Genomic DNA, 26285 nt, shown 5'->3' with positions numbered 1-26285 from the left:
CGATCATGCCCATTGCAGGTTGTAACCGCCGAGCCAGCCGGTCACGTCCAGCGCTTCGCCGATGATGAAGAGGCCCGGCTGTTTTTTCACGGCAAAGGTTTTCGGGTCGAGCTCGCGCGTATCCACGCCGCCGCTGCTCACTTCCGCCTTGTTCATGCCTTCGCTGCCGCTGATGGCAACGGCCTGATGTTGCAGGGTGTGCATGATGTCGCGCAGGGCGGCATCGCTGTAAGCATGCAGATCGCAGTTGCCGTGCGCGTCTGCGAGGTGGTCGGCGACGGCTTTCGGCAGGTGTGGACGCAAGGCGTGCGCGAGGTTGTGCTGCGGATGGGCGCGTTTGCGGGTAAGCAGATAGTCGGCGGGCAGGTCGGGCAGGTGGTTGATGAGGATGGGCGCGTCTTTTTGCCGGTAGCTGGAAATTTGCAGCACGGCGGGGCCACTGATGCCGCGATGGGTGTAGAGCAGTTCGTCACGGAAGCTGGGCGCGCCGGTGGTTGTGATGCTGACTTCGTGGCTGACGCCGACGAGGCCGACGGGCGGGGTCGCGAGCGTAAGCGGCACCAGGGCGGGACGGAAGGGGTAGTTGCGGATGCCGTATTGTTTGGCGACGCGCAGGGCGTAGTCGCTGGTACCCAGTTTAGGATAGCTTGGCCCGCCGCAAGCAATGACGAGTTGCGGTGCGCGGAAATCGCCGTGGCTGGTTTCGACGCAGTAGCGGTCGCCGTCGTAGTGCTGGCTGTGGATGGCGATGTGGTGGTGTAGGTGAACGCCACTGGCGGTGAGGCCGTCATGCAGGGCAGTGAGGATGCCGCGTGCGCGTTCGGCGGCGAATATTTGCCCCTGGTGTTTTTCTTCGGCGGTGATGCCGCGTGCGGCGAACCAGTCCAGCACCTGCCACTGGTTGTGGCGGGCAAGCGCGGAGCGGACGAAGGCGGGGTTGTGGCCGTGGTAGGCCCCGGCGCTGAGGTGCAGGTTGGTGTAGTTGCATCGGCCACCGCCGGAGACGCGGATTTTTGCGCCGATGTCGCGATTGTGTTCGAGGAGGCAGACGCGCAGGCCGCGTGCGGCGGCGTGGATGGCGCAGTAGCTGCCGGAAGCGCCGCCGCCGATGATGATGGCGTCGTAGGTGTAGGTCATGAGCGGGTGTGCGGGTAGCGGGAGGGGCGGCAATGATAGCGGAAGCCGCCATACGGGTAGTCCGAACCGCCGCTAGCTGTTTCTCCAGCAATTGCTAGACGGGATACACCGGCAAGCATCAATGTAATCGCCCAAATATATTTAGTCATATTTTTCTAGCACCTTGTCTAACTGATCCAACTGTTCGCGGGATTTAACGCGGGCGCTGTAAGCGTCAATATCAAACGGAAGAAATTCCCTCCCACCACGCCCACTACTATTTATTCTTGTTACGCCTTCAAATGGATAATAAAGGATATTGTCTCTCACTGCCTCTCTAATCGCGTTTGCATATATATCTGCCCGCTCTATACATTTATATTTCACGTATTTTTCTCCCGGAATAATGGGATCGGCATGAGCAAGAATCCCGCCGTATTCCTCTTCTACCTGGCGGAAGAGGGTGGATTCGGGAAGATACGGGTTTTTGTAATACGGATTATTTCTTTCCGCCCATAGCAACTGTATTTCCAGCCATAGGGGCACGGGCAGATGCGTATTGGGATACCAGAAATCCCGGCATGCGTAGTTCATGTTCTGGAATTTTGATTGCACCTCATAATAGACACGACGAGTAAATTCTACCGCATTGCGGCGTGCCAGCTTGTTTCCTCCCCACCAATATAATCTTTCTCCCTTTTTAATAGAAAAGCTATACTCCGCGATCCGAAATGGGACATAATCAGGGTTGCCCAGATTCTGAATATTATCTGCTACCGCTTTATGAATATTCTCAATATATATTCTTGCCCGTTCCACGCATTCTTCTTCTCGCCCTGGTCTTATCGATTCAAGATAAGGTGGCGGCGTTTTATAGGTATCCCATACCTCACGAAATATGGTAGATTTCGGATAATCCGGATTGTCCTGTTCTGCTTGGTCAAACTGCATTAAGAGCCATTCCGGCACGGCGCGATTGGTATCTGGATACAAAGTATCCTTGCATACATATCCTATTTGACGGGTCTTAGAGAAGCTACCATTCATACCGCCATCCCATAGGGTAGCAGCGTATTCTTCAGCAGTTTCTCCAGCGATAGCCAAACGGGATACGCAAGCGAGTATTGATATAATTGTCAAAATACATCTAGTCATGTTTTTCTATAATCCTGGTTATTTGATTTAACTGTTCACGAGATTTAACACGGGTGCTATAGGATTTAATATCAAATGGGATGTACCATGAGGCATTTACTTCACGAAAATCAGAATTATCTTTCACAGCATTCTTAATTGCACATGCATATCTATCTGCCCGCTCTATACATTTATCTTCTTCGCCCGGAATAATGGGATCAGCATGAGCAAGGGTTTGGCCGTATTCCTCTTCTACCTGGCGGAAGAGGGTGGATTCCGGATAATAAGGATTGTTATTTTCTGCCCATAGCAACTGTATTTCCAGCCATAAGGGTATGGTCAGATGCGTATTGGGATACCAAACATCCCGGCATACGTAGTTCATGTTCTGGAATTTTGATTGCACCTCGTAATAGACACGACGTACAAATTCTACTGCACTACGTCGAGCCAGTTTATTCCCGCCCCACCAAGGTAATTGTTCATGGAGTCGTAAATAGAAGGCATAAGAAGCAATGCGAAAAGGGATATAGTCGGGATTGTTAATATTTTTAATATTGTCTGAGACCGCTTTACGAATATTCTCAATATGCAGTCTTGCCCGCTCCGCGCATTCTTCTTCCCGCCCAGGTCTTATCGATTTTCTATAAGATGGGGGCATGTCATAAACATCACTCACCTCACGAAATGTCGTGAATTTTGGATAGTCCGGATTATCCTGCATCGCCTGGTCTAATTGCATCAAGAGCCATTCCGGTACGGCAAGATTAGTGCCTGGATACAAGGTATCCTTACATACATATCCCATTTGATTATATTCAGAGTAGGTAAAGTTTATAATGCCCAGTTCAGAGGCATATTCGCCAATAGTTTCACCAGCAATCGTTAAGCGAGACATACCAGCAAGCATCAATGTAATCGCCCAAATATATTTAGTCATATTTTTCTAGCACCCTGTCTAACTGATCCAACTGTTCGCGGGCTTTAACGCGGGCGCTGTAAGCGTCAATATCAAACGGAAGAAACTCTCTCCCACCACGCCCACTACTATTTATGCTTGTTACGCCTTCAAATGGATAATAAAGGATATTGTCTCTCACCGCTTCTCTAATCGCGCCTGCGTATATATCTGCCCGCTCTATACATTTATATTTCACGTATTTTTCTCCCGGAATAATGGGATCGGCATGAGCAAGAATCCCGCCGTATCTCTCTTCTACCTGGCGGAAGAGGGTAGTTTCGGGAAGATACGGGTTTTTGTAATACGGATTATTTCTTTCCGCCCATAGCAACTGTATTTCCAGCCATAGGGGCACAGGCAGATGCGTATTGGGATACCAGAAATCCCGGCATGCGTAGTTCATGTTCTGGAATTTTGATTGCACCTCGTAATAGACACGACGAGTAAATTCTACCGCATTGCGGCGTGCCAGTTTATTTCCACCCCACCATAATCTTTCGCCACTTTCAATAGCATGACTATACTCCGCGATACGAAATGGGACATAATCAGGGTTACCAAGATTCTGAATATTATCTGCTACTGCTTTATGAATATTCTCAATAAATATTCTTGCCCGTTCTACGCATTCTTCTTCCCGCCCGGGTTTTATCGATTCATGATAAGGTGGCGGCGTTTTATAGGTATCCCATACCTCACGAAATATTGTAGATTCCGGATAATCCGGATTGTCCTGTTCTGCTTGGTCAAACTGCATCAAGAGCCATTCCGGCACGGCGCGATTGGTACCCGGATACAGGGTGTCCTTGCATACATATCCCATTCTCTGAGTCCCAGAGACACTGACACCCCCATCTATTACAGTTATTTTTTCAGTGTCAGCATATTCCTCAGCTGTTTCTCCAGCAGTTGCTATGATAGGTAAGTATGTAAAGATTGACATAATCAGAAACGTGATCTGTTTCATTTCTGTTTCCTGTTTATTTACTGTTAAGAATTAAATTTGTTCTGACGCATAGATTTTTAATTAGCTATTTGCATTTATATAGCTGATTAAAATCTGATTTACGCGAGTCCATCTTTGAGATTAATGCTATTTTGGCTTAGGGCAGATTTCCTTAGGTACAGGTAGTTTTTTATGAAGTTCTCCGTTAATGGTTGGAGCCAAATAATGAAAGGTGACAGATTCGTTACCTTTTTGCGTGGTTACGTTGCCGTTACTCTCAATAATAATGGCTTGATGCACAGTGGGCAGGAAGTGCTCTACGGCATTACCTCTTAGGCGCCACTTATAGGGAATATCATAATGGATTTCACTGTGCGGGATGCTGTCGGGGCAATATTCCTCACGTTTTCCATATACTTGGTCTCCTGATATTCTTGTGCCGTATCTACGATCAAAGTTTTTAAGGCTTCCATCAGCCCATTCGCTTTGTCCATTTTTATACTTTTCCGCATCCCCATGCGGTTTTCCATTGTAATCGACCCAAAGACCAGTACCGCCATAACCGTAACTTTGCACTTCACTAGTTTCTAAATTGCCGAAATTTACCTGTGCAGGCTGCAAATACACATCCGCAATAAAGCCGGCGTCCAGTATCTTATGAACATGTAGCAGAGTGCGTTTAACGAAGATCACGTGCGTGGGGGCAATCACGGTAAAGGTGATGGCCTTTTCTTCGCATTCGGTTCTGGCGATGACGCGGATGGTGCCGGGCTGGTCACCGGCAAAGAAAATCAGTTTCTTTGGCGATTTTTGTTCGTCCACCCACCGCGCAACGCCCTGAAGCTCCCATTCAACCGCTTCATTGGCCATGACGTCTATGCCTTCGCCCACGCCGATGGTGGTGCGTTGCCGGTCGGCCGGTGCTTTTGCCCGCGTTTCATGGGTCAGTATCAGTTTTTCCGGCCCCTCGGCGGGTTGCTTGATGATTTCTACCTGCCGCGTTTGTGCATTGATCCGCGCCAGTTGTTGGTATTTTTCCTGCCACACCTGGATGCCACCGCCTATTTTGCGGATGACGACGCGGTTGCCTTCGTTATCACACAAGGTCAGGCAACTGCGCTCGCGTTGCAGATGCTCCGGTATGTGGGGATCATGCTCGGCGCAAGCGGGTTTGAACAGGCCACTAGCGGCGTCGTAAATCAGCTCGGAGGCGATGTATTGCGGCCAGGATGCTGTAAAAGGAGTAGGGAAATGCTTGCTGGATTGGCCTAACGTATAAAGATAGTATCCACTGCGATTGGGAAACCAGCTGCGGAAGGACTTGGTACCGCTAAACCAAGATTCAATAGCCTCGTGCGGCCAGTCATTCATTTTATCGCTGTGTTTATTGGGAATAATAGATTTAAGTACACGGATCCGTGTCGCATCATCCGTAAAAATTTGCTTTGTGAATATAATCCTATGCAGATATGGCTTGCCGGAATAACCGTCGTATTCACTATATTCTAGGGAAACTATTGTGCAGCGCCCCGCTGGTATGGTCTGCGGCTGGCAAGGTGCCGCCCAACCCTCTGGTGGCACAGCTTTGCCATCCAGGCGAATATTGATAGAGCGCCCGCTGGTGCAATCTTGTAATCCAGTCAGACTATCGACGGTATCTCCCGTTTGCAGTTGCGTATTGGCGTTAATCGTTGCCATTTTATTTTCCTCCATTCCTATGTGTATTTAGCAATCACCCGAATTATCAGGTAATTGTCAGTATAGGACGGAATGCTAAAAGTGACAAAGATGTATCTATTCCATGATTAGCGTCCGCATATATCCCGACATATTGCCAAGAACATTCATACGGACATCCACACGAAGTTCTTGAGATCCGGCTACATTGGCACTGTTGTACCCCATTGGCTGTTCTGAACGTTATGGCATTCACACGGCCCGTAGCGGCGGGAGTCGAGCCCTCTACCACAGAAGCGGCGGAGCGGTTGTTGGTCAGGATAAGTTGGTCAAAGAGCGGTTTGAGGGTGGTTTGCATCAGTCGTCCAACTGCGGGTTGTCGCAGAGGTCGGAAATCAGGCAGGCGGTGCAGCGCGGTTTGCGCGCGATGCAGGTGTAGCGCCCATGCAGGATGAGCCAGTGGTGCGCGTCCAGCAGGTATTCGGGCGGAACGCGCTGCATCAGGCTGTCTTCGACGGCGCGCACGTTTTTGCCCGGCGCGATGCCGGTGCGGTTGGCGACGCGGAAGATGTGGGTATCCACCGCCATCACGGGTTGGCGGTAAGCGGTATTGAGGATGACGTTGGCGGTTTTGCGCCCGACGCCGGGCAGTTTTTCCAGTGCGGCGCGGTCGGCGGGGACTTCGCCGTGGTAGTCGTCGATGAGGATTTGGCAGGTTTTGAGGATGTTCGCCGCTTTGCTGTTGTAGAGGCCGATGGTTTTGATGTATTCCTTCAAGCCGTCTTCGCCGAGGGCAAGGATGGTGGCGGGGGTATTGGCGGCGGGGAAGAGGCGGCGCGTGGCTTTGTTCACGCCTTTGTCGGTCGCTTGTGCCGAGAGGATGACGGCGATGAGCAGTTCAAAGGTGCTGCTGTATTCGAGTTCGGTGGTCGGCTGCGGGTTTTCTGCTTTGAAGCGGCGGAAGCATTCGGCGATAGCAGCGGGGGTCATGGTGTGCTCGTGAGTGGTATGGCGTCAGGCGGGTCAACCGCGCGCTTTTTGCCGCTGCGCCCAAGCGACGGCAGTCATGATGGCAGCGCGGGCTTGCGGGCTGTTTCGCCAGCAGGTGCTGCCGGTGAGGTAGGCGCCGTGGGCGAGGATGTCCTCCACGTCGGCTTCCGCGAGGGCGGGAATGTCATCCAGCCCCATTTGCGCGAGGCGCTGGATGATGGTTTTGCCGATGCCTTTTTCGGCAAGCAGGCTTTTTTCTTGTTCTGGGGTGAAGGGCATCAGGAGACTCCGAAGAAGCGGCGGGTGTTGGCCAGGGTTTGCGCGGCAAGGGCGGCAGGGTCTTCGTCGCGGCAGCGCGCGACTTCGTGCAGGACTGCCGGCAGGTAGCGCGGTTCGTTGACGCGCGGCAGGGGGTTGAGGGTTTTCGGGGTGAGGTAGGGCGCGTCGGTTTCGAGCATGAGGCGGTCAGCGGGGATGTGGCGCACGGTGTCGCGCAGTTCGGCGCCGCGTTCGGGGTCGCAGATCCAGCCGGTGATGCCGATGTAGAGGCCACGCTCTGTCATCGCTTCCATTTGCGCGCGTGTGCCGGTGAAGCAGTGCCAGACGGCGCCGGCGAGTTCGGGCAGGGCGTCGCCGAGGATGGCGGCGAAGTCGGCGTAGGCGGCGCGTTCGTGCAGGAAGACGGGTTTTTGTACGGTTTTGGCGATGGCGAGCTGGTCGGTGAAGCAGCGGCGCTGGTTGTCGCGCCGCGCGAGGTTGCGGTGGTAGTCCAGCCCCATTTCGCCGACGGCAACGCAGCGTGGCTCGCGGGCGAGGGTTTGCAGGAGCAGACGGTGCGCGGGGGCGTGCCAGCCGTCGGCGTGGTGCGGGTGGTAACCGGCGGTGGCGTAGAGTTCGCTATGGCGGTTGGCGAGTTCGAGCGCGGTCTGATTGCTGGCGGCGTCGCTGCCGGTGATGATCTGCGCGATGACGCCTGCCTCTTGCGCTTCGGCAAGGATGCGGTCGAGATGCGGCAAGAGGCGTTTGCTGGTGAGGTTGCAGCCGATGTCGATAAGCTTCACAGGCGGATCAGCAGGTAAACGAAGGCGATGACGCAGAGGATGATGATGGCAAAGGTGCCCCAGTGCTGCGGCGCGTTGCGCGAGCGTTCCATCAGGGCGCGGTAGCCGCCGCTTTTCACCATGCGGTAGGCGTAGTAAAGGACGGCAACGGCGATGACGATCAATCCGACTTTGTTCCAGTCCATGCGGTATTTCCTCTGTAAAATGGGGCTTTTATTGTATCTGATTGGGGGTTCCCATGCCGTTTGTGGACGCTTCGCCCGTAGGGCAGCATTTTATGAATTTTTCCCGGCCTCTTGCGCTGTCGCTGGTCGCGCGCGAGGGTGATTTATTGTCGTTTTTGCTGGTGTACGGCTTCGGCGAGTACCGCTTTACGGCGGATACGGCGTGCCACGATTGTCTGCGCGATATGCAGGCGATGCTGGATACGCTTGCGGGTGGCGGCGATTGCGCCGAGGCGCTGTTTGTCGATGATGCCGGGCAGGTGCGCCTGCTGGTGCAGGGCGAGGGCGATGTGTTGACGTTTGCCTGCTATGCCGATGGCGAGCTGCTGCCGTGGTTACAGGGCGAGGCCGGGCGCAAGGCGTTTACCGCCATACTGCGCACGTTGCTGGCGTGAGGATGACGATGGCAACTTCCTGGCAGCGCGGTATCGCGATTCTCACGGGGATTTATGTGTCCCGGATGTTGGGGCTGTTTATGGTCTTCCCCGTCTTTTCCCTCTACGCCAGCGAGCTTGCCGGCGCGAACAAGACGCTGGTCGGTGTCGCGCTCGGTATTTACGGCCTCAGTCAGGGCTTGCTGCAACTGCCCTGCGGCTGGCTGTCCGACCGTTTCGGGCGCAAGCCGGTCATTGCCGCAGGATTGCTTTTGTTCGTCGCAGGCAGCCTGCTCGCGGCGACGGCGACGACCATCACCATGATGATTGCTGCCCGCGCGGTGCAGGGCATGGGCGCGATTGCCGCCGTTACCCTGGCCTATGCGACCGACATCACCCCCGGCGAAAAACTCGGCAAAGTAATGGCCATCCTCGGCGGCAGCATCGGCATGGCCTTCGTGCTGTCGCTGATTATCGGACCGCTGGTTGCCGCGTGGATTGGCGTCGCCGGACTCTTTTACCTGATCGCGCTGATTGCAGGCCTCGCCCTCGTCGCCAGCCTGCGTCTGCCGCCCGTCGCTACCCGACCGCAAACGGCTGCCACAGGGCGTTACGACAAACGCCAACTGATGCAGGCCGCCGCCGCCATCTTCTTCCTGCACGGCGTTTTCACCGCTACCTTCCTGGTCCTGCCGCCGCTACTGGTGGACGCAGGCATCGGCAAAGCCAACCACTGGTGGCTGTATTTGCCCGCCAACTTCGTCGCCCTCTGCTTCATGCGCGTCAAAGCAACCCCACACCCGCTCAACTTCGGTATCAGCTACCTGCTGCTCGCCGTTGGTACCGGCCTGCTCGCCATGCCGTTTGGCACGTGGTGGCTGCTCTTTGCCCTTAGCATCTACTTTATCGCCTTCTACCGCCTCGAAACCGGCCTGCCGCACTGGGTGGCGCACATCGCCTCACCCGATGCGCGCGGGCGGGCGATGGGCCTCTATTCCAGTGCCCAATTCCTCGGCAGCTTCTGCGGCGGCGCGGTGGCGGGGCGCCTGTGGCACGACCTGCCGCCGGCGGTCGTCCTGCTGCCGCTCGTTGCCGTCTGCGCCTGCGCCGCGCTTCTTTTGCTGAAAATAGGCAAAACGACTACACTACGCGCCGCAACGCACAGCAACCCTTAACTCTTAACTTATTGAAACAGGAAAAAAAATGGCAGGCGTCAACAAAGTCATCATCATCGGAAACCTCGGCAACGATCCGGATATGCGCTACATGCCCAGCGGCGAAGCCGTAGCAAACCTCTCCATCGCGACCTCGGAAACCTGGAACGACCGCAACACCGGCGAAAAACGCGAAAAAACCGAATGGCACCGCGTCGTCGCCTTCCGCAAACTGGCAGAAATCATCGGTCAGTACTGCAAAAAAGGCAGCAAAATCTACATCGAAGGCAAACTGCAAACCCGCAAATGGACTGACCAGAGCGGGCAAAACCGCTACACCACCGAAATCATCGCCGACCAGATGCAAATGCTTGACAGCCGCAACAGCGGCGGCGACTGGGGGGGAAATCACCAGGGACAGGATTACGGCAACAGCAGCCAGGGCAGCTACAACCCCAACCGTGGCGGCGACGAAGACTACTATGGCAACAGTGGCGGCAATGCGCGCAACCCCATGCCGAACAAACCCGTCCCCCCGCAAAGCGATAACGGCAGCTTCGGCGGCCCGGCGCTTGATCAAGACACCTTCGACGATGACATCCCGTTCTGAGTTACCCACAAAACCGCGCCCGGCGCGGTTTTTTACTACGCGGCTGCCAAGCGGCGTCATTGCCGGGTTTTGTAGAGACGTTGCCTGCAACGTCTCAAAACAAAAACCGCGTCATAACCCCGCTTGGCGGTCACGTTTGCCGCAAAGTCGGCAAAATCGCCAACCTAACCCTCGAAACCCCATGACCTACCGCATCATCCTCTTCGACTTCGACGGCACCCTTGCCGACAGTGCCCAATGCAGCATCCTTGCCACCCAGGCCGCCTTCGCCGCGCAGCACCTGCCCGTGCCGGATGCCGCTGCCATCGTGCATAGCATGGGCATCCCCATTGAAACCACTTTCCGCAGCCTCGGCGCGGCAGCGCTGAGTGACGCGGCCTACGCCGCGTTGCTGGCCGATTTCCGCCGCTATTACAGCGACTATACCGCCGACCACGTCCGCCTCTTCCCCGGTATCCCCGCCCTGCTCGCCACCCTCAAAGCGCAGCACAAAACCCTCGCTATCGTCAGCAGCAAGCGAAACGCCCGTCTGCGTGATAACAGCGCCCGGCTCGGCATCGACGGCTACATTGACGTCTGCATCGGCTCGGACCAGGTGACGCACTACAAACCGCATCCTGACAGCGTCCACGTTGCCCTTGCCGCCCTCGGCTACCACGGCGCACCCGAAGCGGTCATCACCGTCGGCGACGCGACAGGCGACATCCGCATGGGGCAAGCAGCCGGCATCCGCACCTGTGCCGTCACCTGGGGCGCACATGACGCCGCCGCCCTGCGCGCCGCCGAACCCGACTATCTCGCCGACAGTGTCGCTACCCTGCAACACATCCTGCTCGCCTGATATTCCCCCTTTGCACACGATAAAAATCGGTAAATTCAGGCAGTTGCGCGCCCCCCTTTTTTCTGCTTGCGGGAGGCACCGCGCGGTAACAGAAGGGGGGGGCGCCAAGCGGCGTGGCTGCGGGGTGTTGTCGGTCCGGAGACGGGCATAAAAATAGCGCCAACGATGTTGGCGCAAGGAAAAGGAAAAACAATGAAAAACTGGCCCGCCCGAAGGGATTCGAACCCCTGACCTTTGCCTCCGGAGGGCAACGCTCTATCCACTAAGCTACGGGCGGGAAGGTGGCGCATTGTAGCGGAAGCCTTATCCTTCGGCAATTCTCCCGCGCGGTGGCACCGGCCGCGTATTCTCGTGCGTATTCCCGTTTCCCGGCCTCATCTGTCCGTTTCCTTTTTTCACCATGAGAGATCTGCTGTTAACGGTATTTTTTCGCTTTATCGGCAAAAGTCGCTCAAGTTTTCGCAAAGAACATAAAAAATAGCGTGCCGGAATAAAATATTCACGCACCACGCTTTCCCGCTTCTTTGTGGTGAATGTCGCCATTGTTTCCCGCTCGATCGACAACCTCTTCCCGCTTGCTGCGGTGAATATCGCCGTTTCTACCGCCGCCTGCCCTCATCTCGCCGCTTGCCACCCGTCAGGCGGGACCATGCGCGGCTTGACGCTCTGCAATGTGATGCGTACCGTTATCCGTCCGTAACGAGAAGAAACAGCTATGGCGAAGAAAAAACATCACATCAGCGGTGCAGACATCATCATTGAGGCATTGCGCGAGGAGCAGGTTACGCACGTTTTCGGTTATCCGGGCGGCGCGGTGCTGCATATCTATGACGCGATTTACAAGCAGAAGGACATCACCCACATCCTCGCCCGTCACGAGCAGGGCGCGGTACACGAGGCAGACGGTTACGCGCGCGCGTCCGGCAAAGTCGGCGTGGCAATTGTCACCTCCGGGCCGGGGCTGACCAATGCCGTGACCGGGATTGCCACCGCCCATGCCGATTCCATTCCGCTGGTCGTCATTTCCGGGCAGGTGCCGTCGGTATTGATTGGTAACGATGCTTTTCAGGAGGTGGATGCGGTTGGCATCACCCGCCCCTGCGTCAAACACAGTTTTTTGGTGAAGGACGTAACCGAGCTGGCGCTGACCATCAAAAAGGCTTTCCACATCGCGCGCAGCGGCAGGCCCGGTCCGGTGCTGATTGATGTCGCCAAAGACGTGACCGGTGCTTTCACCGATTTCCACTACCCCGACGAGGTCTCGTTGCGCTCTTATCAGCCGACGGTGGAAGGGCACGTCGGGCAGATCAAGCGTGCGCTGAAATCGCTGAAAAAAGCGAAGCGCCCGGTGCTGTACTTCGGCGGCGGCGTCATTCTCGACAATGCCCATGCGGAACTGATTGATGTGGCGCGCCGCCTGCACCTGCCCGTGACGGGCACGCTGATGGGTCTCGGCGGTTATCCCGGCAACGACCCGCAATTCTTGGGGATGCTGGGGATGCACGGCACCTATGAAGCGAACATGGTGATGCATCATGCCGATGTGCTCTTTGCCGTTGGCGCCCGCTTCGACGACCGCGTGACGGGCGATGTGAACAAATTCTGCCCGCATGCGGAAATCATCCACGTGGATATTGATCCCTCTTCCATCTCGAAAAACGTCACCGTGCACATCCCCATCGTCGGCTCGGTGCGCGCCGTGCTCGGCGAGATGCTGCACCAGATAGGCGAAGAGACAGCCGATCCCGCGCACACCGCCGACTGGTGGGCGCAAATCGCCAAATGGCGCGCGGTTGACTCGCTCAAGTACGAAACCGACGGCGAACGCATCAAGCCGCAGCAAGTCATCGAAATCCTCTACAAACTCACCGGTGGGCGCGCCATCATCGCTTCCGACGTCGGCCAGCACCAAATGTGGGCGGCGCAATACTTCCCCTTCCACGAACCGCGCCGCTGGATCAATTCCGGCGGCCTCGGCACGATGGGCTTCGGCTACCCGGCGGCGATTGGCGCAAAAATCGCCCGCCCCGAAGAAGACGTGTACTGCATCACCGGTGACGGCTCCATCCAGATGATGATTCAGGAAATGACCACCGCCCTGCAACACCAAGTGCCGGTGAAAATCCTCTGCTTGAACAACGGCTACCTCGGCATGGTGCGGCAGTGGCAGGAATTCTTCTATGACCGCCGCTACTCGATGAGCACCATGGATGTGCAGCCCGATTTCATCAAACTCGCCGAAGCCTACGGCCACAGCGGTGTGCGCATCGAACGCCCCGCCGACCTTGAGCCGGCCCTGCGCGAAGTCATCGCGCAAAAAGACAAAACCATCTTCGTGGATATCATCACCGCCCCCGGCGAAAACGTCTATCCGATGATTCCGGCGGGCGGCGGCCAGGCGGAAATGCTGCTCGGCAAAAGCTGCCGCCGCAATAAAGACAACGACCAAGACAGCGACAGCCAGGAAATGGTACTGATATGAGCACAAAACGACACGTCATCTCCCTTCTCATGGAAAACCGCGCGGGCGCGCTCTCGCGCGTCGTCGGCCTCTTCTCGGCGCGCGGTTTCAACATCGAAAACCTGAACGTCGCGCCGACGCAGGACGAAACCATCTCGCGCCTGACTCTGGTCACCTACTGCGACGAAAAACTCATCGAACAAATCAACAAACAGCTCAACAAACTCATCGAGGTCATCAAGCTGGTGAACCTGAGCGACACCGAATTCGTCGACCGCGAAATGCTCTTAATCAAAATCAACGTGGACGCGAAAAACCGAGGCCAATACCTGCAACTGGCGGAAGCCTTCCGCGCGCGCATCATCGCCATCACGCCGGGCACCGTCATCTTCGAAGTGACCGGTTCGCAGCGCAAACTCGACGCCTTCATCGGCGTGCTGGAACCGGAAATCATCGCCGAAATGGCGCGCACCGGCGTTACCGGCCTTGCCGCCACCGGCACAGATAAATGCCTCATCCTCTAAACACAACGGAGAACATCCATGAAAAAAACCGCCCTCCTCATCCTCGGTGCCCTGCTGGCAGGCAATGCCCTCGCGCAGTTCGACTATCCCGGGCGCAAACTCAACAGACTGACCCTTGAAATCATCGAAAAAGCCAAACAGGCGGCGGAAAAAGCGCCGGACGAAGCGGCGAAAATCGAAGCCTTCATCGCCTACCTCGAAACCCGGCGGGAAGAATACAAAGAAACCTCGCTGGAAACCTGTATCGCCGAGCGGGGCGTGGAAAAAGCCGGGGCGTGCAGTTGCGGCGTGGAAAAATCCGACTACCCGCGCCTCTTCCGTTTCTGGGCGCTGCACAACCTCACCGAGCAGGACACCAGCGCCGAACTCGACGCACTGACGGCAGCCAACGACGCCGTCGCGCAAGAATGCGGCCTGACGGACGAACAGGCGCAATAACACAACGGCGGACTTCGGTCCGCCATTTAATCATTTCAACAAACCCGAAAACGGAGAACTCATGAAAGTCTATTACGACAAAGATGCGGACATGAGCGTCCTGCAAGGCAAAACCGTCGCCATTCTCGGCTACGGTTCACAGGGCCACGCCCATGCCAACAACCTCAAAGAAAGCGGCGTGAACATCGTCGTCGGTCTGCGCGAAGGCGGTGCGAGTTGGAAAAAAGCCGTGAATGCCGGACTCGCCGTCAAACCCGTCAAAGACGCCGTCAAAGGCGCGGACATCGTCATGATCCTGCTGCCGGACGAAAACATCGCCGAGGTGTACCGCAACGTTGAAGCCGACATCAAAAACGGCGCGGCGCTCGCCTTTGCCCACGGCTTCAATATCCACTACGGACAAGTCAGCCCCAGAGCCGACCTTGACGTCATCATGATTGCGCCGAAAGCCCCCGGCCACACCGTGCGCAGTACTTACCAGCAGGGCGGCGGCGTACCGCACCTCATCGCGGTCGAGCAGGATAAAAGCGGCAAAGCGCGCGACCTCGCCCTCGCTTACGCCGTGGCGAACGGTGGCGGCAAAGCGGGCATCATCGAAACCAGCTTCAAAGAAGAAACTGAAACCGACCTCTTCGGCGAACAGGCCGTACTCTGCGGCGGCGTGGTCGAACTCATCAAAGCGGGCTTCGAGACGCTCGTTAATGCGGGCTATGCGCCGGAAATGGCCTACTTCGAATGCCTGCACGAAATGAAGCTCATCGTGGACCTCATCTACGAAGGCGGCATCGCCAACATGAACTACTCCATCTCGAATAACGCCGAATTTGGTGAATACGTCACCGGCCCGGCGGTTATCAACGAGGAAAGCCGCTATGCGATGCAAGAATGCCTCGCCAACATCCAGAACGGCGAATACGCCAAGCGTTTCATCACCGAATACAAAGTGGGTGCGCCGTCCATGACCGCCCGCCGCCGCCAGAACGCCGAACACCCCATCGAAATCGTCGGCGCCAAACTGCGCGACATGATGCCGTGGATAAAAGCGAACCGCCTGGTGGATCAGGAAAAGAACTGAGTCCGCTATATCACAAAGCAAAGCCCCTTCAACGAAGGGGCTTTTTTATGCGGGATTCAAGTCTGAACGTGCGTCAAGCGGGATATAGTTGAATAGATAAAAAAGCGTAACAAGGCGCGCCGCCGCAGACAGTACAGGTAGTACGGCAAGGTGGCGCAACGCCGTTACGATTTTTTAGATGTTTAACTATAAACACTGGGTTTGCGGCTTCCCGCCAAGCGGGACGAATACCAGGCTTTCGGGCTCACCAAGCGGGATAAACACAAGGTTTTTATTCCCCCCCTTCCTCCCTTTGGGCATCTTCCCCCGCAAGCGGGGGAAGGGATTTTGTGTCAAGCGGCGTCAATACTGGGCTCGTCAAGCGGCATCAATCCTGAACCGTCAGGCAGAATAAAGGCGCTGCCGGTGGTGGGGATTAGGGGGTTTCTCCGTTTTGCCGGGTTGTGGCCGGAAGATGCGTTGCCAGTAGGCTTCGTCAAAGGGTTGTGTCTGCATGTAGGCGGCGATTTGCGGGTAGGCGGCGCGCACTTGGCGCACGGTTTTCCAGGTTTGCCAGAGCAGTTCCCGGGTCTTTCTACTGGAGTAGGTGCAGTAGTAGCCGGTGCTGCCGTCCGGGTTGTAGAGGAAGTATTGCCGGTAGGGATAGATGATGGGGAAGTTGCCGTTATCCATCGAAAGCAGCGGGATTTTGCCGTTGTCCAATGCTGCTTTTTTCCACGGGATGATGAGGCGGATGGAGGCCAGCATCATACGCAGCGCGCGTTTGACAAAGGTACCGCGTGGGTAACGTGCTTTTTCTTGTTCGTAAAAGATGTCGATGTTGTTGTCAATGTCGGTCAGTTCCGGCATGTATTCCCGCGCGAGTTTGACCGGGTAGTCGCCGTGGCCGTCGGCGACGAATTGCGGTGACAGGATGCGGCGGTAATCAAGGGCGTCATGCAGCGCCTTGAGGCGGATTTCCGCGCGGCGGTAGTCGTACATCAGGATGTCGCGCACGATCATGGCAAAGGTGCGGCGGAAGGCGATTTTCATCTGTTTGGCCGGAATGTTGAGGAAGGCGAAGGTGAGTACTTCGTTACGCATGCTGAGGTAGTCGGTCATCATCAGGTGGCGCTTGATGCTGAAGTCTTCGTGCCAGACGAAAATGGTCGGGAAAACGCTGATAGCGGTGCCGCGCTGGCGCAGGTAGAGCGAGGAGCAGATGTCGTCCCATTTGAAGAAGTAGTTGGGCAGGATGGGGGTATCGCGGGTTTCCGCCATGTAGAACCACCAGCCGCTGAAATCGGGATGGCCTTCGCTGTACAGCGGGGCGTAGAGGTCGCTGTCTGCTGCAACTTTTTCCGCCTGTCCGGATGCGGCAAGGGCTTCTTGCGCCACTTTTTGTTGCGTTTTTTTGAGAATGGCATCGTCGTTGATGGCCTGGAAGAAGTTGTGGATTTTCCAGGGCAGGCGGCCGCCTTGTTCGTGGATTTTGTCTTTGCGCGTGTAGTGCAGCATCATGCCGCCGAAGGCCCGCTTGGGCTTGGCGATTTGCGCGATGGCAACAGCGCGGTAGATCATTTCCGGCACGAGCAGGATGTCATCGTCCATGAAGAGGATGTAGTCGCTTTGTTTGTCCCGTGCATCCAGCAGGCCGCGCATGAAGCCGCCGGTGCCGCCAAGATTGGCCTGGCGGATAAGGATGAAGTTGTCTGCGTGGGGAAAGTCGTCGGTGCCGAGGGTGCTGCCGTTATCAACTACGGTGATGCGGTAGTTCATGGCGGCGAGCGGCGGATAGGCAAGCAGGGCGCTGACGTTGGCGGTGACGTAGTGTTCTTTTTTGAAGGTGGTGATGCAGATGTCCACGCTTTTGTCTTGCGGTTCGGCATCCACCAGCCAGCAGCCTGCATGCAGGATGATGTCGGCGCGGGTTTCAATGGAAAAGGCGTAGCGCTTGGTGTTTTTCTCCAGCGGGAAGGGGCCAAGCAGGATGTCGCCTTCAGCGGGCGCAGGCTCGGTATGGATTTTTTCGCTATGCCAGCGAGTCTTGCGGTACACGGTGATGCTGTCTGCCCGGCCACTGAAGCGCAGTTGCAGATAGACCTGTTGCGCCCGGGTATTGATGAGGAAGTGTTCGGCGGGGAAGCTGTTGAACAGGGTGGTGAGGTTGAGCGAAACCTGTCTGCCATAGGCAGCGAGATGCAGACCGTCTTCTTTGACCTGGCAGGCGTGTTCGCCGTCGCTGCCGGTGTAGAAGAGTTTTTCAGGGATGGTCGGGAAGGCGAATTGCAGGTGCTGCACGATGTACATAGAGGTTCCTGTATTTGAGGTTTATTGTGCGTGGCGGTCGTGGAAGACGCGCAGGGCAGTCAAGGCGATGATTTTCAGGTCAAGCGCCAGTGACCAGTTATTGATGTACCACAGGTCGTAGTTGATACGCTCTTCGAGGTCGGTATCGCCGCGCCAGCCGTTTACTTGTGCCCAGCCGGTTATGCCCGCCTTGACCATGTGTTTTTGCATGTAACCGGGGATTTGGCTTTTGAATTGTTCGACGTATTGCGGGCGTTCCGGGCGCGGGCCGACTACGGACATTTCGCCTTTGAGGACGTTCCAGAATTGCGGCAGTTCGTCGATGCTCAGGCGTCTGAGCCAGCGGCCGAGCGGGATAGTGGGCTTTTCCGCCGCCCCGCCCCAGGTGCTGCCGCTTTTTTCGTTGTCCACCGGCATGGTGCGATATTTGATGATGTTGAAGGTATCGCCGTTCCAGCCGACGCGTTCCTGCCGGTAGAAGACGGGGCTGCCACTCGTCACGCGTATCCACAGGGCAACAAGGATGAGTAGCGGCGAAAGCAGGATGAGGGCGAGGATGGCGATGGTTTTGTCTTCCAGCCATTTGGCAAAGCGTTTGCCGCCGTGCATCGGCGAGATGCTGAGATCAAGCGCGTAGTGGCCGACGATGTTGGAGGCGCGGTAGTTGATGAGGCGGATGTCGCGCAGTCTGGGGATGTAGCGGATGTTGGCGGTGCTGTATTTGAGGGTGTCAAAGATGTCGCTGACGGTATTCGCGTCAACAAGTGGCAGGCAGATCCAGATTTCGTCGCAGGGCGGTTCGCCATCGCGTGTTGGGTCGTAGGCGCGGATGTCGTCAATGTCGTGATAGTGAGCCTCTTCGGTATCGGTCAGGCGGATTTGGGTGATGCGGTAGCCTGAAAGCGGTTCACGGCGCACAGAGCGGTAGATGTCGCGGCAGGCAGCCTGGCTGCCGATGAGGGCGATGTGGCGGGTATTGTAACCTGCGCCGCGCAAGCGGTTGAGGAGGGTGTAGGCGAAGAGGCGGATGGTGATGCAGGCGGCGCAGGCGGTACTCAGCCAGATGCCGAACCACAGGCGCGAGAAATGGTGGCCCGCTTTGGTGAGGTAGAGGTAGGCGACGATAAGGGCAGCGAGGTAGGTGTAGCCACGCACAAGGCGCAGGAAGAGGCTGCCGCGCAGGGTACCCCACCAGGAGCGGTACACGCCGCCGGCGCTGAAGAGGTATACGGCGGCAAGCGAGGACAGGGTGGTCATCCACTGGTAGCGTTCCCACTGCCAGATGGGATAGCCGAAGTAGGCCCAGAAAGTGAGGGCACCGGCGAGGTAGATGAGGATGGCGTCAACGGTTTTGGCGAGCCAGTGCATGTGGTGCGTGGCACCGTTGCGCGCGGGATTAGCGGGCAGTTGGTGCGTCATCGGGGTAATCGCGGATGATGGTGGCAGGATCACGGCGCAGGTTGCGGCGCAGGCCGTCGCCGACCGCCTGACGCCACAGGCGCAGGTAGCGGCGCTTATGGTGGTAATGGCGCACGGCAACCAACCAGAGCAGCGCTTTCAGCAGGGCGACGGGGTAGTACCAGATGCCTGCCGCCAAGCGGTAGATGAGCAGGCCGTTGCGGTAGGTGTAATAGGCTTTCCACATGGGGTGGTAACCACGACGCGTACTCTTGAAGGTGGAGCAGTCGTGGATGAAGCGGACGGTCGGCAGGAAGGCGTGGCGCGCGCCCTGTTTGCGCAGGCTGAGGGTATAGAGGATATCGTCGCCGTAGATAAAAAGGGCGGCATCAGGCACGCCGCAGCGGCGCACCCAGTCGGCGCGCACAAAGTAGCCGACGAAGGATGAGCTATCAATGGCGACGGGAGCGTTCTGCGCGTAGGCGGCGTGGTCAAGGTGGAAGGCGGCGCGGGCGCGGCCGGTGATGAGGCCGAGAGCGGTCTGCCACAGTTTGCGCGGGTGCCAGAAGGGGTTGTAGCTGGGGCGGTTCATTTCACAGATACGGCCGTCGGGGTAATACACGGCGGCAGCGGCACTATCGGTGTTGCTGAGGTCAAGGGCAGTGAATTGTTGCAGGGCATCAGGGGCGGGATAGGCGTCGTCGTCGTAGCAGACGAGCCAGTCGGGGTTGTGCGCAAGGGCGGCGGTCATGCCCTGGGCGAAGCCGCCTGCGCCGCCGCTGTTTTGTTCGCTCAGGATGAGATGCAGGCGCGGGTCATGTTGCCCTGCGAGCCAGGCGCGAGTGCCGTCGGTCGAGGCGTTATCGACAACAATGACGGCGGAAAAGGGTTGAGCGAGGGTCGCTGCCAGGGTGTGTTGCAGTTTTTGGCAGCGGTTGTGGGTGACGATGACGGCAGCGATGTTCATGGGTGGAGCAGGTTATTCCCAGAACATGGCATAGAGGCGCGGGCAGAGGCGCTGCATGGTCGCAGGATCGTCTTCTTCCCAGTCAAAGGTGATGTCGGGATAGCCGCGCTCGTCAGGCGGGAGGTATTCGTAGATTTCTGCGCCATTGGTTTTTTGGGCAAAGATGCCGCGGGCGATATAGGCGATGTCTTCGCGTTCGTAGTCGTCGTTTTCCGGGTCGGCGATGGCAGCGAGGCTGTCGGGATTAGTGATGGCAGCTTTGTACACGGCCTCGCCGCGCGAGATGAGCCAGTAACGGAAGTAGTCAAAGCCGTCATCCGAGCAACCACCGCACATAAGGTAAGCGGCGCACCACAGGTGACCGGTGCAGGAGGCACGGTGCAGGAGGCGCGGTGCAGGGTGTTAAAGCGGTTTTCGAAGGCGAGAACGTCTTGCCAGGCAAGCTCGCTGAGGAGAGCAGCAAGTGAGGCGTTTTGTGCTTTGTCCTGGGCGTCAGGATCGTCGCCTGCGGCGGCAGCAGCGGCAAGGGTGGTGGCAATAATGCCCCAGAAGCGCTCTTCGGGCATGTGTGCAATGATAGGGTGCAGGTTCATGATTTTCCCCTTTTGCGAGGTGTTTTCGGCGGCAGGCTGCGGTTATGGGTGAGCGCAATGTCCAGCCAGCGGTAGAGATCGGCATCGCTGGTGATGATGCTGTGAGCGAGGTTGATCCAGCCTGCCCCCATGCGGCATCCGGCTCCCATTTCGGCTGGACTGATGCCTGTTTGTTGTAGGTAGTGGGCATGGTCAGCGGGGGCAACGCGCAGTAGCAGGGTGCTCTTGGCAATGGCGACGCAAGCGAGGATGTGTTCACGCACCATAAAGGCCAGTCCCCCGAACATGTTGACTTCGCGGATGTCGATTTCGCCGGCGAGGGCGGTACGGATGCGGTCTATCAGAACGGTATCAGTCATGCAGGAAGACGGGGACGGGGCTGCCGTTTGTTTGGGCGGCGAGGTAGGCGCGCGCGGCGTCCAGTGCTTCGCGGATGGTGACGTCCATGTCGAGGTAGCGGTAGGTGGCCAGCCGCCCGATGAAGGTGATGTTCTCAAGGCCGCGCGCCGCTTGCTGGTAGGTATCAAGCAGTGGTTGGGCAGCAGTGAGACGGATGGGGTAGTAGGGCAGGTCATTTTCGCCACAGGCACGGCTGTATTCGCGGTAGCAGACGGTGTTGTCGTGATTTTCCCACGGGGCGAAGTGTTTGTGTTCGGTAATGCGGGTATAGGGAACGTCCAAATCGCCGTAGTTCATCACGGCGGTGCCCTGGTAGTCCCCTGTGGCGGTGAAGCGCTCGAAATCGAGGGTGCGGTAGTCGAGGCGGCCGTGCTGGTAGTCGAAGTAGCCGTCCAGCGGGCCGCTGTAAAAGGTATGGGCGTAGGCGGCACTGTCGCTGCGCTGGTAGCGGGTGTTGAGGCGCAGATGGATGTTGGGATGATCCAGCATGGTGGAGACGATAGCGGTGTAGCCGTCTTGCGGTATGCCCTGGTAGCGGTGCGCGAAATAGTTGTCGTTGTAGTTGAAGCGCACTGGCAGACGTTTGAGGATGGATGCGGGCAGGGTGCGCGGGTCAAGCCCCCACTGTTTTTGCGTGTAGCCTTTGAAGAAGGCTTCATATAAGGCGCGACCAACGTATTTCAGCGCCTGTTCTTCGAAGTTCTGCGGCTCGGCGATACTGTTGTCCGCTTGTTCTGCGAGAAAGGCACGTGCTTCGTCCGGACGCAGGGCTTTGCCGTAGAACTGGTTGATGGTGTGCAAGTTGATGGGCAGGGAATAGACTTGACCGCCCACGGTGCTTTTGACGCGGTTGGTGTAGGACATCATGGTGCCGTAGCGCCGGATGAAGTCCCAGACTTCGCTGTCGTCAGTATGGAAGATGTGCGGGCCGTAAATGTGCACCATCACGCCGGTTTCGGCGTCGCGCGCGCTGTGGCAGTTGCCGGCGAGGTGATCGCGGCTGTCGATGATATCCACTGATAATCCCGCTTCGGCGAGGGTACGGGCGATGGTGGCGCCGGAAAAGCCGGCACCGACGATAAGGATGCTTTTATTGGTCATGAGAGTTCTCCGTGTGTTCTTCGCGCACGATGCGGCCGTGTTCGAGGATGAGCATGCGGTTGCAAAGGCGCTTGGCGAGGTCGAAGTCGTGGGTGGCAAAGACGAGGATGCCCGCGTGTTCGATGAAGCGCATTAGCCGCGCCTCGGCTTTCTGGCGGAAAGCTTCGTCGCCGACGCTCATCCATTCGTCCATCAGGAGGATTTCCGGTTGCAGACTGGTCGAGATAGAAAAGGCCAGACGCAGCACCATGCCGCTGGAATAGGTACGTACCGGCATATTGATGAAGTCACCCAGTTCGCTGAATTCGACGACTTCATCAGTGATATTTTCGATTTGTTTCGGCGAGAGGCCGAGGAAGAGACCGCGCATGCGGATGTTTTCAAAACCTGTTGCCTCGCCGTCCATGCCAAGCATGGCATCCAGCAGACTGGTCACTTTGCCTTCGACGGCGATGTGACCGCTGGATGGCGCATAGACGCCAGCGAAGATGCGCAGCAGGGTGGTTTTACCGGAACCGTTATGCCCGACCAAGGCGACGCGTTCGCCTTCGCGGATGTCAAGACTGATGTGTTTCAGTGCTTCAATTTCGGCAAAGCCTTTGCGGAAGCTGTTTAGTCCGCCGCCTGCCGCTGCCTTGAAGAAGGTTTTTTTGAAAGAACGCTGATGGGCGTCAAAGACGGGAAAGGTGACGCTGACGTCGTCTGCTGTGATACGCATGGGTTATAGCCAGTAGGTGATTTTGCGGCGGGTGAGGCTGAACACCCACACCGCGAATAGCGAACCGACGACGGCAAAGACCGCCGCTACCTGCCAATAGAGGGTATCGGGTCGGTGGCCCAATACGGGATCGCGTAGCAGCGTAATCAGTGAGGTGAACGGGTTGATTTGGGCAATATGCAGACGCGTGGGTGGCAGCTGTTGCAGCTGCCAGATAATCGGTGTGACGAAAAACAATAGGGTCACGACGCTCTGGATGACCGGCAGCATGTCGCGGAAACGGGTGCAGAAAATGGCGATGATCAGCCCCAGCCAAAGGATATTGATTGCGACCAGCAGGAAGGCGGGCAGCAACCAGAAGACATTGCCGTTGACAGGAATGCCAAGGAAAAGCATCACCAGCGGGTAAATCAAGAGGTTGTGCAACAGAATCAGTAGTTGCCGGTAAAACACCCGCAGCACCAGCGCCGAAAGCGGTAAGTAGGACTGTTTAAGGATATGTTCGTTCGCGGTGAAAGTCTCGGCATATTCCGTCAGCGACCCGGCAATAAAAGCCCAGAAGATCAGGCCCAGCGCCAAATGCGGAACAAAATTCGACAAATCAATGGCAAACAGCGTCCCATATAAAGGTCCCATAGCCGACACCGTGACCGCCATACTCAACGTAATCCAAAACGGCCCCAAGGTGGAACGGCGGTATTTCAGGCGAATATCCTGCTTCGCCAAAGCCTGCCACAGGCGGAAAGCGGCGATACCACGACGGATATCTACCATTGCATCATTTCTCATCAAGATATAACGCCTCATTATTGAAGACAAAACGACGCAATTATCCATAATTGCCCTTACAAAGCAATGTAAGGTATGGCAAGGCTTTCTTGCATTTCTCCAGACCCTATGCTTAAATGCGCCGCTTCTTTTACTGCGAGAGTGGCGAAATTGGTAGACGCGCTGGATTTAGGTTCCAGTGGGGCAACCCTTGAGAGTTCGAGTCTCTCCTTTCGCACCAGTTTTCTTACATTTTTGGCAGTTGCCATATTGAATCGAGGACAGCATGCAATCATCCGTTGAACATTTGGAAGGTCTGACACATAAATTAACGGTTGAGGTTCCGGCGGAACGGTTGGATCAGGAAGTTGAAAAACGCTTGAAGGACATCCGTCCACGTATCCGGATTGACGGTTTCCGTCCTGGCAAAGTGCCGCCTGCTGTCGTGAAGCAAAAATACGGCGACAGTGTCCGTCAAGACGTTCTCGGTGAAATCATTGATGAAACCTACCGCGAAGCTATCAAGGATGGCGGTTACGCTCCGGCGGCATCCCCGCAAATCGAACTGGTCTCTGGCATGGCGGTTAACGAACCGGTCAAATACATCGCTACTTTCGAGGTTATGCCGGAAGTGAATGTGCAAGGATTGGATAGCATCAGCATTACCCTGCCGCATACCACTATCGGCGATAAAGATGTCGATGACATGATTACTACCTTGCGCCGTCAGCAAGGTACCTTTGTCGAAGTTGATAAGGCCGCAGAAGACGGTGACCGCGTGACCGTAGATTTTGTTGGCAGAATTGATGATGTCGCCTTTGATGGCGGTAGTGGTGAAAACGTGAACTTCATCATCGGTAACGGCCAGATGTTGCCGGATTTCGAACAGGGGCTGCGAGGTGGTAAAGCAGGGGAAGAGCGTACTTTTGACGTTCATTTCCCGGAAGATTATCACGGTAAAGATGTGGCTGGTAAAACAGCGCAATTTACTGCGACCGTCAAAAAAGTTGAACAGCTCAATCTTCCTGAAGTGGATGGGACTTTTATCCAAGCTTTCGGTATCAAGGATGGGGATGTTGATGCCTTCCGCAAAGCTATTTATGACAACATGGCTCGTGAGCTGAATAATGCTATGTTGCGTATTCGTCGTGCCTATATGTTTGATGCATTGCTGGAAAAAAATGCCGAACAGCCCGTCGCTGAAGGTATGGTACGCAACGAAATTGCCCGTATGGCGCGCGAAATGCAACTAGAGCGGCAAATACCTGACGCCAAAGCACGTGAAGAACTGGCGACCCGAGTCTTTGACGAAGCAGCACGTGGTCGCGTACGTCTTAGTTTGCTAATCAATAAACTCTTTGATGAGCGCAAACCTGAGCTGGATAAAGCACGTGTTGAGGCGCGCATCCAGTCTATTGCGACAACCTACGAAGACCCGCAGGAAATTATCAATTTCTATAATAATGACCGCGATGCGCGGACAAATCTTGAAGCGGCGATCCTTGAAGAACGACTGATTGATCAGCTTTACGAACAGGCGCAGGTCAGCGAGGAAGAAAAAACCTTCCAGGAAGTCATGGCACTTGGCCAGCAGCGCGGTTAAGTATTTCGCACTCGCAGGGCAGCCTTGGGCTGCCCTTCATTTATTTCTGCCTGTCATACTTGCCGCGTCTAAAAAACAGCGCGGCTGTCTCGCTTGGACGGGTATCACCTTCATAGAAACCGCCTAGTTGCCTCGCTTCAAAGCGTGCTTTACATCCCAGCCTTGAAATTTTTATCAACCACCCGCACATCGGGGACTAGCCTTTTCCAGGAGAAAACACATGGACATTCAAGATAATCTACTCATCCCGATGGTCATCGAACAGACTGGTCGTGGTGAACGTTCTTATGACATCTATTCTCGTTTGTTGAAAGAACGGGTCATTTTCCTCGTCGGCCCAGTAAACGATGCCTCTGCCAACTTAGTCGTCGCCCAGCTACTCTTTCTTGAAGCAGAAAATCCGGATCAGGATATCCACCTTTACATCAACTCACCGGGCGGCTCTGTTACCGCCGGCATGTCCATCTACGACACCATGAACTTCATTAAACCCGATGTTTCCACCCTCTGTCTCGGCCAAGCGGCGAGTATGGGCGCCTTTCTGCTTTCTGCCGGCACCAGGGGCAAACGCTATGCCCTGCCGCACAGCCGCGTCATGATTCACCAACCGCTGATTAGTGGCGGCTTGGGCGGACAGGCATCTGACATTGAAATCCATGCCCGCGAGCTGCTCAAAACCAAGGCCACCTTGAATGAATTACTGGCCAAGCACAGCGGTCAACCGCTGGAAAAAATTGAACGCGATACCGATCGCGACAACTTCCTATCTGCGCAAGAAGCGGTTAATTACGGCCTGGTGGATCATGTGACCACCTCGCGCACTGATCTTGCCGCTTCCTAAGGCCTTATCCCGAATTCCG

At 56.3% G+C, this 26285-nt stretch carries 28 protein-coding genes and 2 tRNA genes; 12 read left to right on the top strand and 18 right to left on the bottom strand.

The window, feature by feature from the left end:
- Positions 1-3: 3 nt before the first annotated feature.
- The 9 genes from DY250_RS09495 to DY250_RS09455 form a co-directional block, all read right to left on the bottom strand.
- Positions 4-1137, bottom strand: a complete 1134-nt coding sequence (locus DY250_RS09495; protein WP_115612090.1) for a BaiN/RdsA family NAD(P)/FAD-dependent oxidoreductase — start codon at positions 1135-1137, stop codon at positions 4-6.
- A gap of 141 nt (positions 1138-1278) precedes the next feature.
- Positions 1279-2271 carry a hypothetical protein gene (locus DY250_RS09490; RefSeq protein WP_147293503.1) on the bottom strand — a complete coding sequence of 331 codons (993 nt, stop codon included), beginning with the start codon at positions 2269-2271 and terminating at the stop codon, positions 1279-1281.
- A complete protein-coding gene (locus tag DY250_RS09485; protein WP_115612088.1) occupies positions 2264-3193 on the bottom strand; it encodes a hypothetical protein in 930 nt (309 codons plus the stop codon). Before DY250_RS09485 ends, DY250_RS09490 begins: the two co-directional genes overlap by 8 nt.
- Positions 3186-4181 carry a hypothetical protein gene (locus DY250_RS09480; protein ID WP_115612087.1) on the bottom strand — a complete coding sequence of 332 codons (996 nt, stop codon included), beginning with the start codon at positions 4179-4181 and terminating at the stop codon, positions 3186-3188. Before DY250_RS09480 ends, DY250_RS09485 begins: the two co-directional genes overlap by 8 nt.
- Before the next feature lie 126 nt (positions 4182-4307).
- Complete coding sequence (locus DY250_RS09475; protein ID WP_115612086.1) at positions 4308-5858, bottom strand: hypothetical protein; 1551 nt, start codon at positions 5856-5858, stop codon at positions 4308-4310.
- Between the two features lie 336 nt (positions 5859-6194).
- Positions 6195-6827, bottom strand: coding sequence for an endonuclease III (gene nth / locus DY250_RS09470; RefSeq protein ID WP_115612085.1), 633 nt, complete (start codon positions 6825-6827; stop codon positions 6195-6197).
- Positions 6828-6860: 33 nt separating this feature from the next.
- Positions 6861-7106: a recombinase RecA gene (locus DY250_RS09465; protein WP_115612084.1), complete on the bottom strand. Its 246-nt coding sequence runs from the start codon at positions 7104-7106 to the stop codon at positions 6861-6863.
- Positions 7106-7888: a TatD family hydrolase gene (locus tag DY250_RS09460; protein WP_115612083.1), complete on the bottom strand. Its 783-nt coding sequence runs from the start codon at positions 7886-7888 to the stop codon at positions 7106-7108. The genes DY250_RS09465 and DY250_RS09460 overlap by 1 nt, the downstream gene beginning before the upstream one ends.
- Entirely contained in the window at positions 7885-8073 is a 189-nt protein-coding gene (locus DY250_RS09455; protein ID WP_115612082.1) for a hypothetical protein, read from the bottom strand. Before DY250_RS09455 ends, DY250_RS09460 begins: the two co-directional genes overlap by 4 nt.
- A 92-nt stretch (positions 8074-8165) precedes the next feature.
- Between DY250_RS09455 and DY250_RS09450 the strand changes: the two genes are divergently transcribed.
- The 4 genes from DY250_RS09450 to DY250_RS09435 all read left to right on the top strand — a co-directional run bounded on the left by DY250_RS09450 (position 8166) and on the right by DY250_RS09435 (position 11091).
- On the top strand, positions 8166-8507 hold the full coding sequence (locus tag DY250_RS09450; RefSeq protein WP_245951094.1) for a hypothetical protein: 342 nt from the start codon (positions 8166-8168) through the stop codon (positions 8505-8507).
- A 2-nt stretch (positions 8508-8509) separates the two neighbouring features.
- On the top strand, positions 8510-9661 hold the full coding sequence (locus tag DY250_RS09445; RefSeq protein WP_115612080.1) for an MFS transporter: 1152 nt from the start codon (positions 8510-8512) through the stop codon (positions 9659-9661).
- 28 nt (positions 9662-9689) lie between these two features.
- Positions 9690-10250, top strand: coding sequence for a single-stranded DNA-binding protein (ssb, locus tag DY250_RS09440; RefSeq protein ID WP_115612079.1), 561 nt, complete (start codon positions 9690-9692; stop codon positions 10248-10250).
- A 181-nt stretch (positions 10251-10431) separates the two neighbouring features.
- On the top strand, positions 10432-11091 hold the full coding sequence (locus DY250_RS09435; RefSeq protein WP_115612078.1) for an HAD family hydrolase: 660 nt from the start codon (positions 10432-10434) through the stop codon (positions 11089-11091).
- Positions 11092-11292: 201 nt separating this feature from the next.
- Here the strand turns inward: DY250_RS09435 and DY250_RS09430 are convergent.
- Positions 11293-11368: transfer RNA gene (locus DY250_RS09430), tRNA-Arg, on the bottom strand.
- A 252-nt stretch (positions 11369-11620) separates the two neighbouring features.
- Here DY250_RS09430 and DY250_RS14050 point away from each other — a divergent pair.
- The 5 genes from DY250_RS14050 to ilvC all read left to right on the top strand — a co-directional run bounded on the left by DY250_RS14050 (position 11621) and on the right by ilvC (position 15589).
- Entirely contained in the window at positions 11621-11791 is a 171-nt protein-coding gene (locus DY250_RS14050) for a hypothetical protein (protein WP_172542314.1), read from the top strand.
- 15 nt (positions 11792-11806) lie between these two features.
- Positions 11807-13573 carry a biosynthetic-type acetolactate synthase large subunit gene (gene ilvB, locus DY250_RS09425; RefSeq protein WP_115612077.1) on the top strand — a complete coding sequence of 589 codons (1767 nt, stop codon included), beginning with the start codon at positions 11807-11809 and terminating at the stop codon, positions 13571-13573.
- Positions 13570-14076 (top strand): acetolactate synthase small subunit, encoded by a 507-nt coding sequence (gene ilvN / locus DY250_RS09420; RefSeq protein WP_006985385.1) that lies wholly within the window; start codon positions 13570-13572, stop codon positions 14074-14076. Before ilvB ends, ilvN begins: the two co-directional genes overlap by 4 nt.
- 18 nt (positions 14077-14094) lie before the next feature.
- Entirely contained in the window at positions 14095-14514 is a 420-nt protein-coding gene (locus tag DY250_RS09415) for a hypothetical protein (RefSeq protein WP_115612076.1), read from the top strand.
- A gap of 61 nt (positions 14515-14575) precedes the next feature.
- Entirely contained in the window at positions 14576-15589 is a 1014-nt protein-coding gene (gene ilvC, locus DY250_RS09410; protein WP_115612075.1) for a ketol-acid reductoisomerase, read from the top strand.
- Between the two features lie 381 nt (positions 15590-15970).
- Here the strand turns inward: ilvC and DY250_RS09405 are convergent, their stop codons facing one another.
- From DY250_RS09405 to DY250_RS09370, 8 genes are all read right to left on the bottom strand, one after another.
- The gene (locus DY250_RS09405) at positions 15971-17878 is read right to left on the bottom strand and encodes a glycosyltransferase (protein WP_115612074.1); all 1908 of its coding nucleotides are present in this window, start codon (positions 17876-17878) and stop codon (positions 15971-15973) included.
- Positions 17879-17899: 21 nt separating this feature from the next.
- Complete coding sequence (locus DY250_RS09400) at positions 17900-19297, bottom strand: undecaprenyl-phosphate glucose phosphotransferase (protein WP_115612073.1); 1398 nt, start codon at positions 19295-19297, stop codon at positions 17900-17902.
- Entirely contained in the window at positions 19275-20243 is a 969-nt protein-coding gene (locus DY250_RS09395) for a glycosyltransferase (protein ID WP_115612072.1), read from the bottom strand. Before DY250_RS09395 ends, DY250_RS09400 begins: the two co-directional genes overlap by 23 nt.
- Positions 20244-20255: 12 nt before the next feature.
- Positions 20256-20627: a DUF4240 domain-containing protein gene (locus tag DY250_RS09390; RefSeq protein ID WP_115612071.1), complete on the bottom strand. Its 372-nt coding sequence runs from the start codon at positions 20625-20627 to the stop codon at positions 20256-20258.
- 205 nt (positions 20628-20832) lie between these two features.
- A complete protein-coding gene (locus DY250_RS09385; RefSeq protein WP_115612070.1) occupies positions 20833-21195 on the bottom strand; it encodes a TfoX/Sxy family protein in 363 nt (120 codons plus the stop codon).
- The gene (glf, locus tag DY250_RS09380; RefSeq protein ID WP_115612069.1) at positions 21188-22336 is read right to left on the bottom strand and encodes a UDP-galactopyranose mutase; all 1149 of its coding nucleotides are present in this window, start codon (positions 22334-22336) and stop codon (positions 21188-21190) included. Before glf ends, DY250_RS09385 begins: the two co-directional genes overlap by 8 nt.
- Positions 22326-23054 carry an ABC transporter ATP-binding protein gene (locus DY250_RS09375; RefSeq protein ID WP_115612068.1) on the bottom strand — a complete coding sequence of 243 codons (729 nt, stop codon included), beginning with the start codon at positions 23052-23054 and terminating at the stop codon, positions 22326-22328. Before DY250_RS09375 ends, glf begins: the two co-directional genes overlap by 11 nt.
- Before the next feature lie 3 nt (positions 23055-23057).
- Positions 23058-23891, bottom strand: coding sequence for an ABC transporter permease (locus DY250_RS09370; RefSeq protein ID WP_245951092.1), 834 nt, complete (start codon positions 23889-23891; stop codon positions 23058-23060).
- 87 nt (positions 23892-23978) lie between these two features.
- On the opposite strand from DY250_RS09370, the gene DY250_RS09365 reads away from it, so the two are divergent.
- From DY250_RS09365 to clpP, 3 genes are all read left to right on the top strand, one after another.
- Positions 23979-24063 (top strand) — tRNA-Leu (locus DY250_RS09365).
- A 45-nt stretch (positions 24064-24108) separates the two neighbouring features.
- Complete coding sequence (tig, locus tag DY250_RS09360; protein ID WP_115612066.1) at positions 24109-25425, top strand: trigger factor; 1317 nt, start codon at positions 24109-24111, stop codon at positions 25423-25425.
- A gap of 220 nt (positions 25426-25645) precedes the next feature.
- Positions 25646-26266: an ATP-dependent Clp endopeptidase proteolytic subunit ClpP gene (gene clpP, locus DY250_RS09355; protein ID WP_115612065.1), complete on the top strand. Its 621-nt coding sequence runs from the start codon at positions 25646-25648 to the stop codon at positions 26264-26266.
- Positions 26267-26285: the final 19 nt, after the last annotated feature.

The organism is Cardiobacterium valvarum (assembly GCF_900460955.1).
Classification (GTDB): domain Bacteria; phylum Pseudomonadota; class Gammaproteobacteria; order Cardiobacteriales; family Cardiobacteriaceae; genus Cardiobacterium; species Cardiobacterium valvarum.
Note: the sequence above shows the minus strand (reverse complement) of the source record. Positions and strands in the feature narration are given on the sequence as shown.

Coding starts and splice junctions, on each gene's coding strand:
- tig (WP_115612066.1), top strand. CDS start 24,109: ATGCAATCATCCGTTGAACATTTGGAAGGTCTGACACATAAATTAACG.
- DY250_RS09455 (WP_115612082.1), bottom strand. CDS start 8,073: ATGGACTGGAACAAAGTCGGATTGATCGTCATCGCCGTTGCCGTCCTT.
- DY250_RS09490 (WP_147293503.1), bottom strand. CDS start 2,271: ATGACTAGATGTATTTTGACAATTATATCAATACTCGCTTGCGTATCC.
- DY250_RS09450 (WP_245951094.1), top strand. CDS start 8,166: ATGAATTTTTCCCGGCCTCTTGCGCTGTCGCTGGTCGCGCGCGAGGGT.
- ilvN (WP_006985385.1), top strand. CDS start 13,570: ATGAGCACAAAACGACACGTCATCTCCCTTCTCATGGAAAACCGCGCG.
- glf (WP_115612069.1), bottom strand. CDS start 22,336: ATGACCAATAAAAGCATCCTTATCGTCGGTGCCGGCTTTTCCGGCGCC.
- DY250_RS09480 (WP_115612087.1), bottom strand. CDS start 4,181: ATGAAACAGATCACGTTTCTGATTATGTCAATCTTTACATACTTACCT.
- DY250_RS09435 (WP_115612078.1), top strand. CDS start 10,432: ATGACCTACCGCATCATCCTCTTCGACTTCGACGGCACCCTTGCCGAC.
- ssb (WP_115612079.1), top strand. CDS start 9,690: ATGGCAGGCGTCAACAAAGTCATCATCATCGGAAACCTCGGCAACGAT.
- DY250_RS09465 (WP_115612084.1), bottom strand. CDS start 7,106: ATGCCCTTCACCCCAGAACAAGAAAAAAGCCTGCTTGCCGAAAAAGGC.
- DY250_RS09385 (WP_115612070.1), bottom strand. CDS start 21,195: ATGACTGATACCGTTCTGATAGACCGCATCCGTACCGCCCTCGCCGGC.
- ilvC (WP_115612075.1), top strand. CDS start 14,576: ATGAAAGTCTATTACGACAAAGATGCGGACATGAGCGTCCTGCAAGGC.
- DY250_RS09370 (WP_245951092.1), bottom strand. CDS start 23,891: ATGGATAATTGCGTCGTTTTGTCTTCAATAATGAGGCGTTATATCTTG.
- DY250_RS09495 (WP_115612090.1), bottom strand. CDS start 1,137: ATGACCTACACCTACGACGCCATCATCATCGGCGGCGGCGCTTCCGGC.
- DY250_RS09475 (WP_115612086.1), bottom strand. CDS start 5,858: ATGGCAACGATTAACGCCAATACGCAACTGCAAACGGGAGATACCGTC.
- nth (WP_115612085.1), bottom strand. CDS start 6,827: ATGACCCCCGCTGCTATCGCCGAATGCTTCCGCCGCTTCAAAGCAGAA.
- DY250_RS09405 (WP_115612074.1), bottom strand. CDS start 17,878: ATGTACATCGTGCAGCACCTGCAATTCGCCTTCCCGACCATCCCTGAA.
- DY250_RS09400 (WP_115612073.1), bottom strand. CDS start 19,297: ATGACGCACCAACTGCCCGCTAATCCCGCGCGCAACGGTGCCACGCAC.
- DY250_RS09485 (WP_115612088.1), bottom strand. CDS start 3,193: ATGACTAAATATATTTGGGCGATTACATTGATGCTTGCTGGTATGTCT.
- DY250_RS09395 (WP_115612072.1), bottom strand. CDS start 20,243: ATGAACATCGCTGCCGTCATCGTCACCCACAACCGCTGCCAAAAACTG.
- DY250_RS09375 (WP_115612068.1), bottom strand. CDS start 23,054: ATGCGTATCACAGCAGACGACGTCAGCGTCACCTTTCCCGTCTTTGAC.
- DY250_RS09415 (WP_115612076.1), top strand. CDS start 14,095: ATGAAAAAAACCGCCCTCCTCATCCTCGGTGCCCTGCTGGCAGGCAAT.
- ilvB (WP_115612077.1), top strand. CDS start 11,807: ATGGCGAAGAAAAAACATCACATCAGCGGTGCAGACATCATCATTGAG.
- DY250_RS09445 (WP_115612080.1), top strand. CDS start 8,510: ATGACGATGGCAACTTCCTGGCAGCGCGGTATCGCGATTCTCACGGGG.
- clpP (WP_115612065.1), top strand. CDS start 25,646: ATGGACATTCAAGATAATCTACTCATCCCGATGGTCATCGAACAGACT.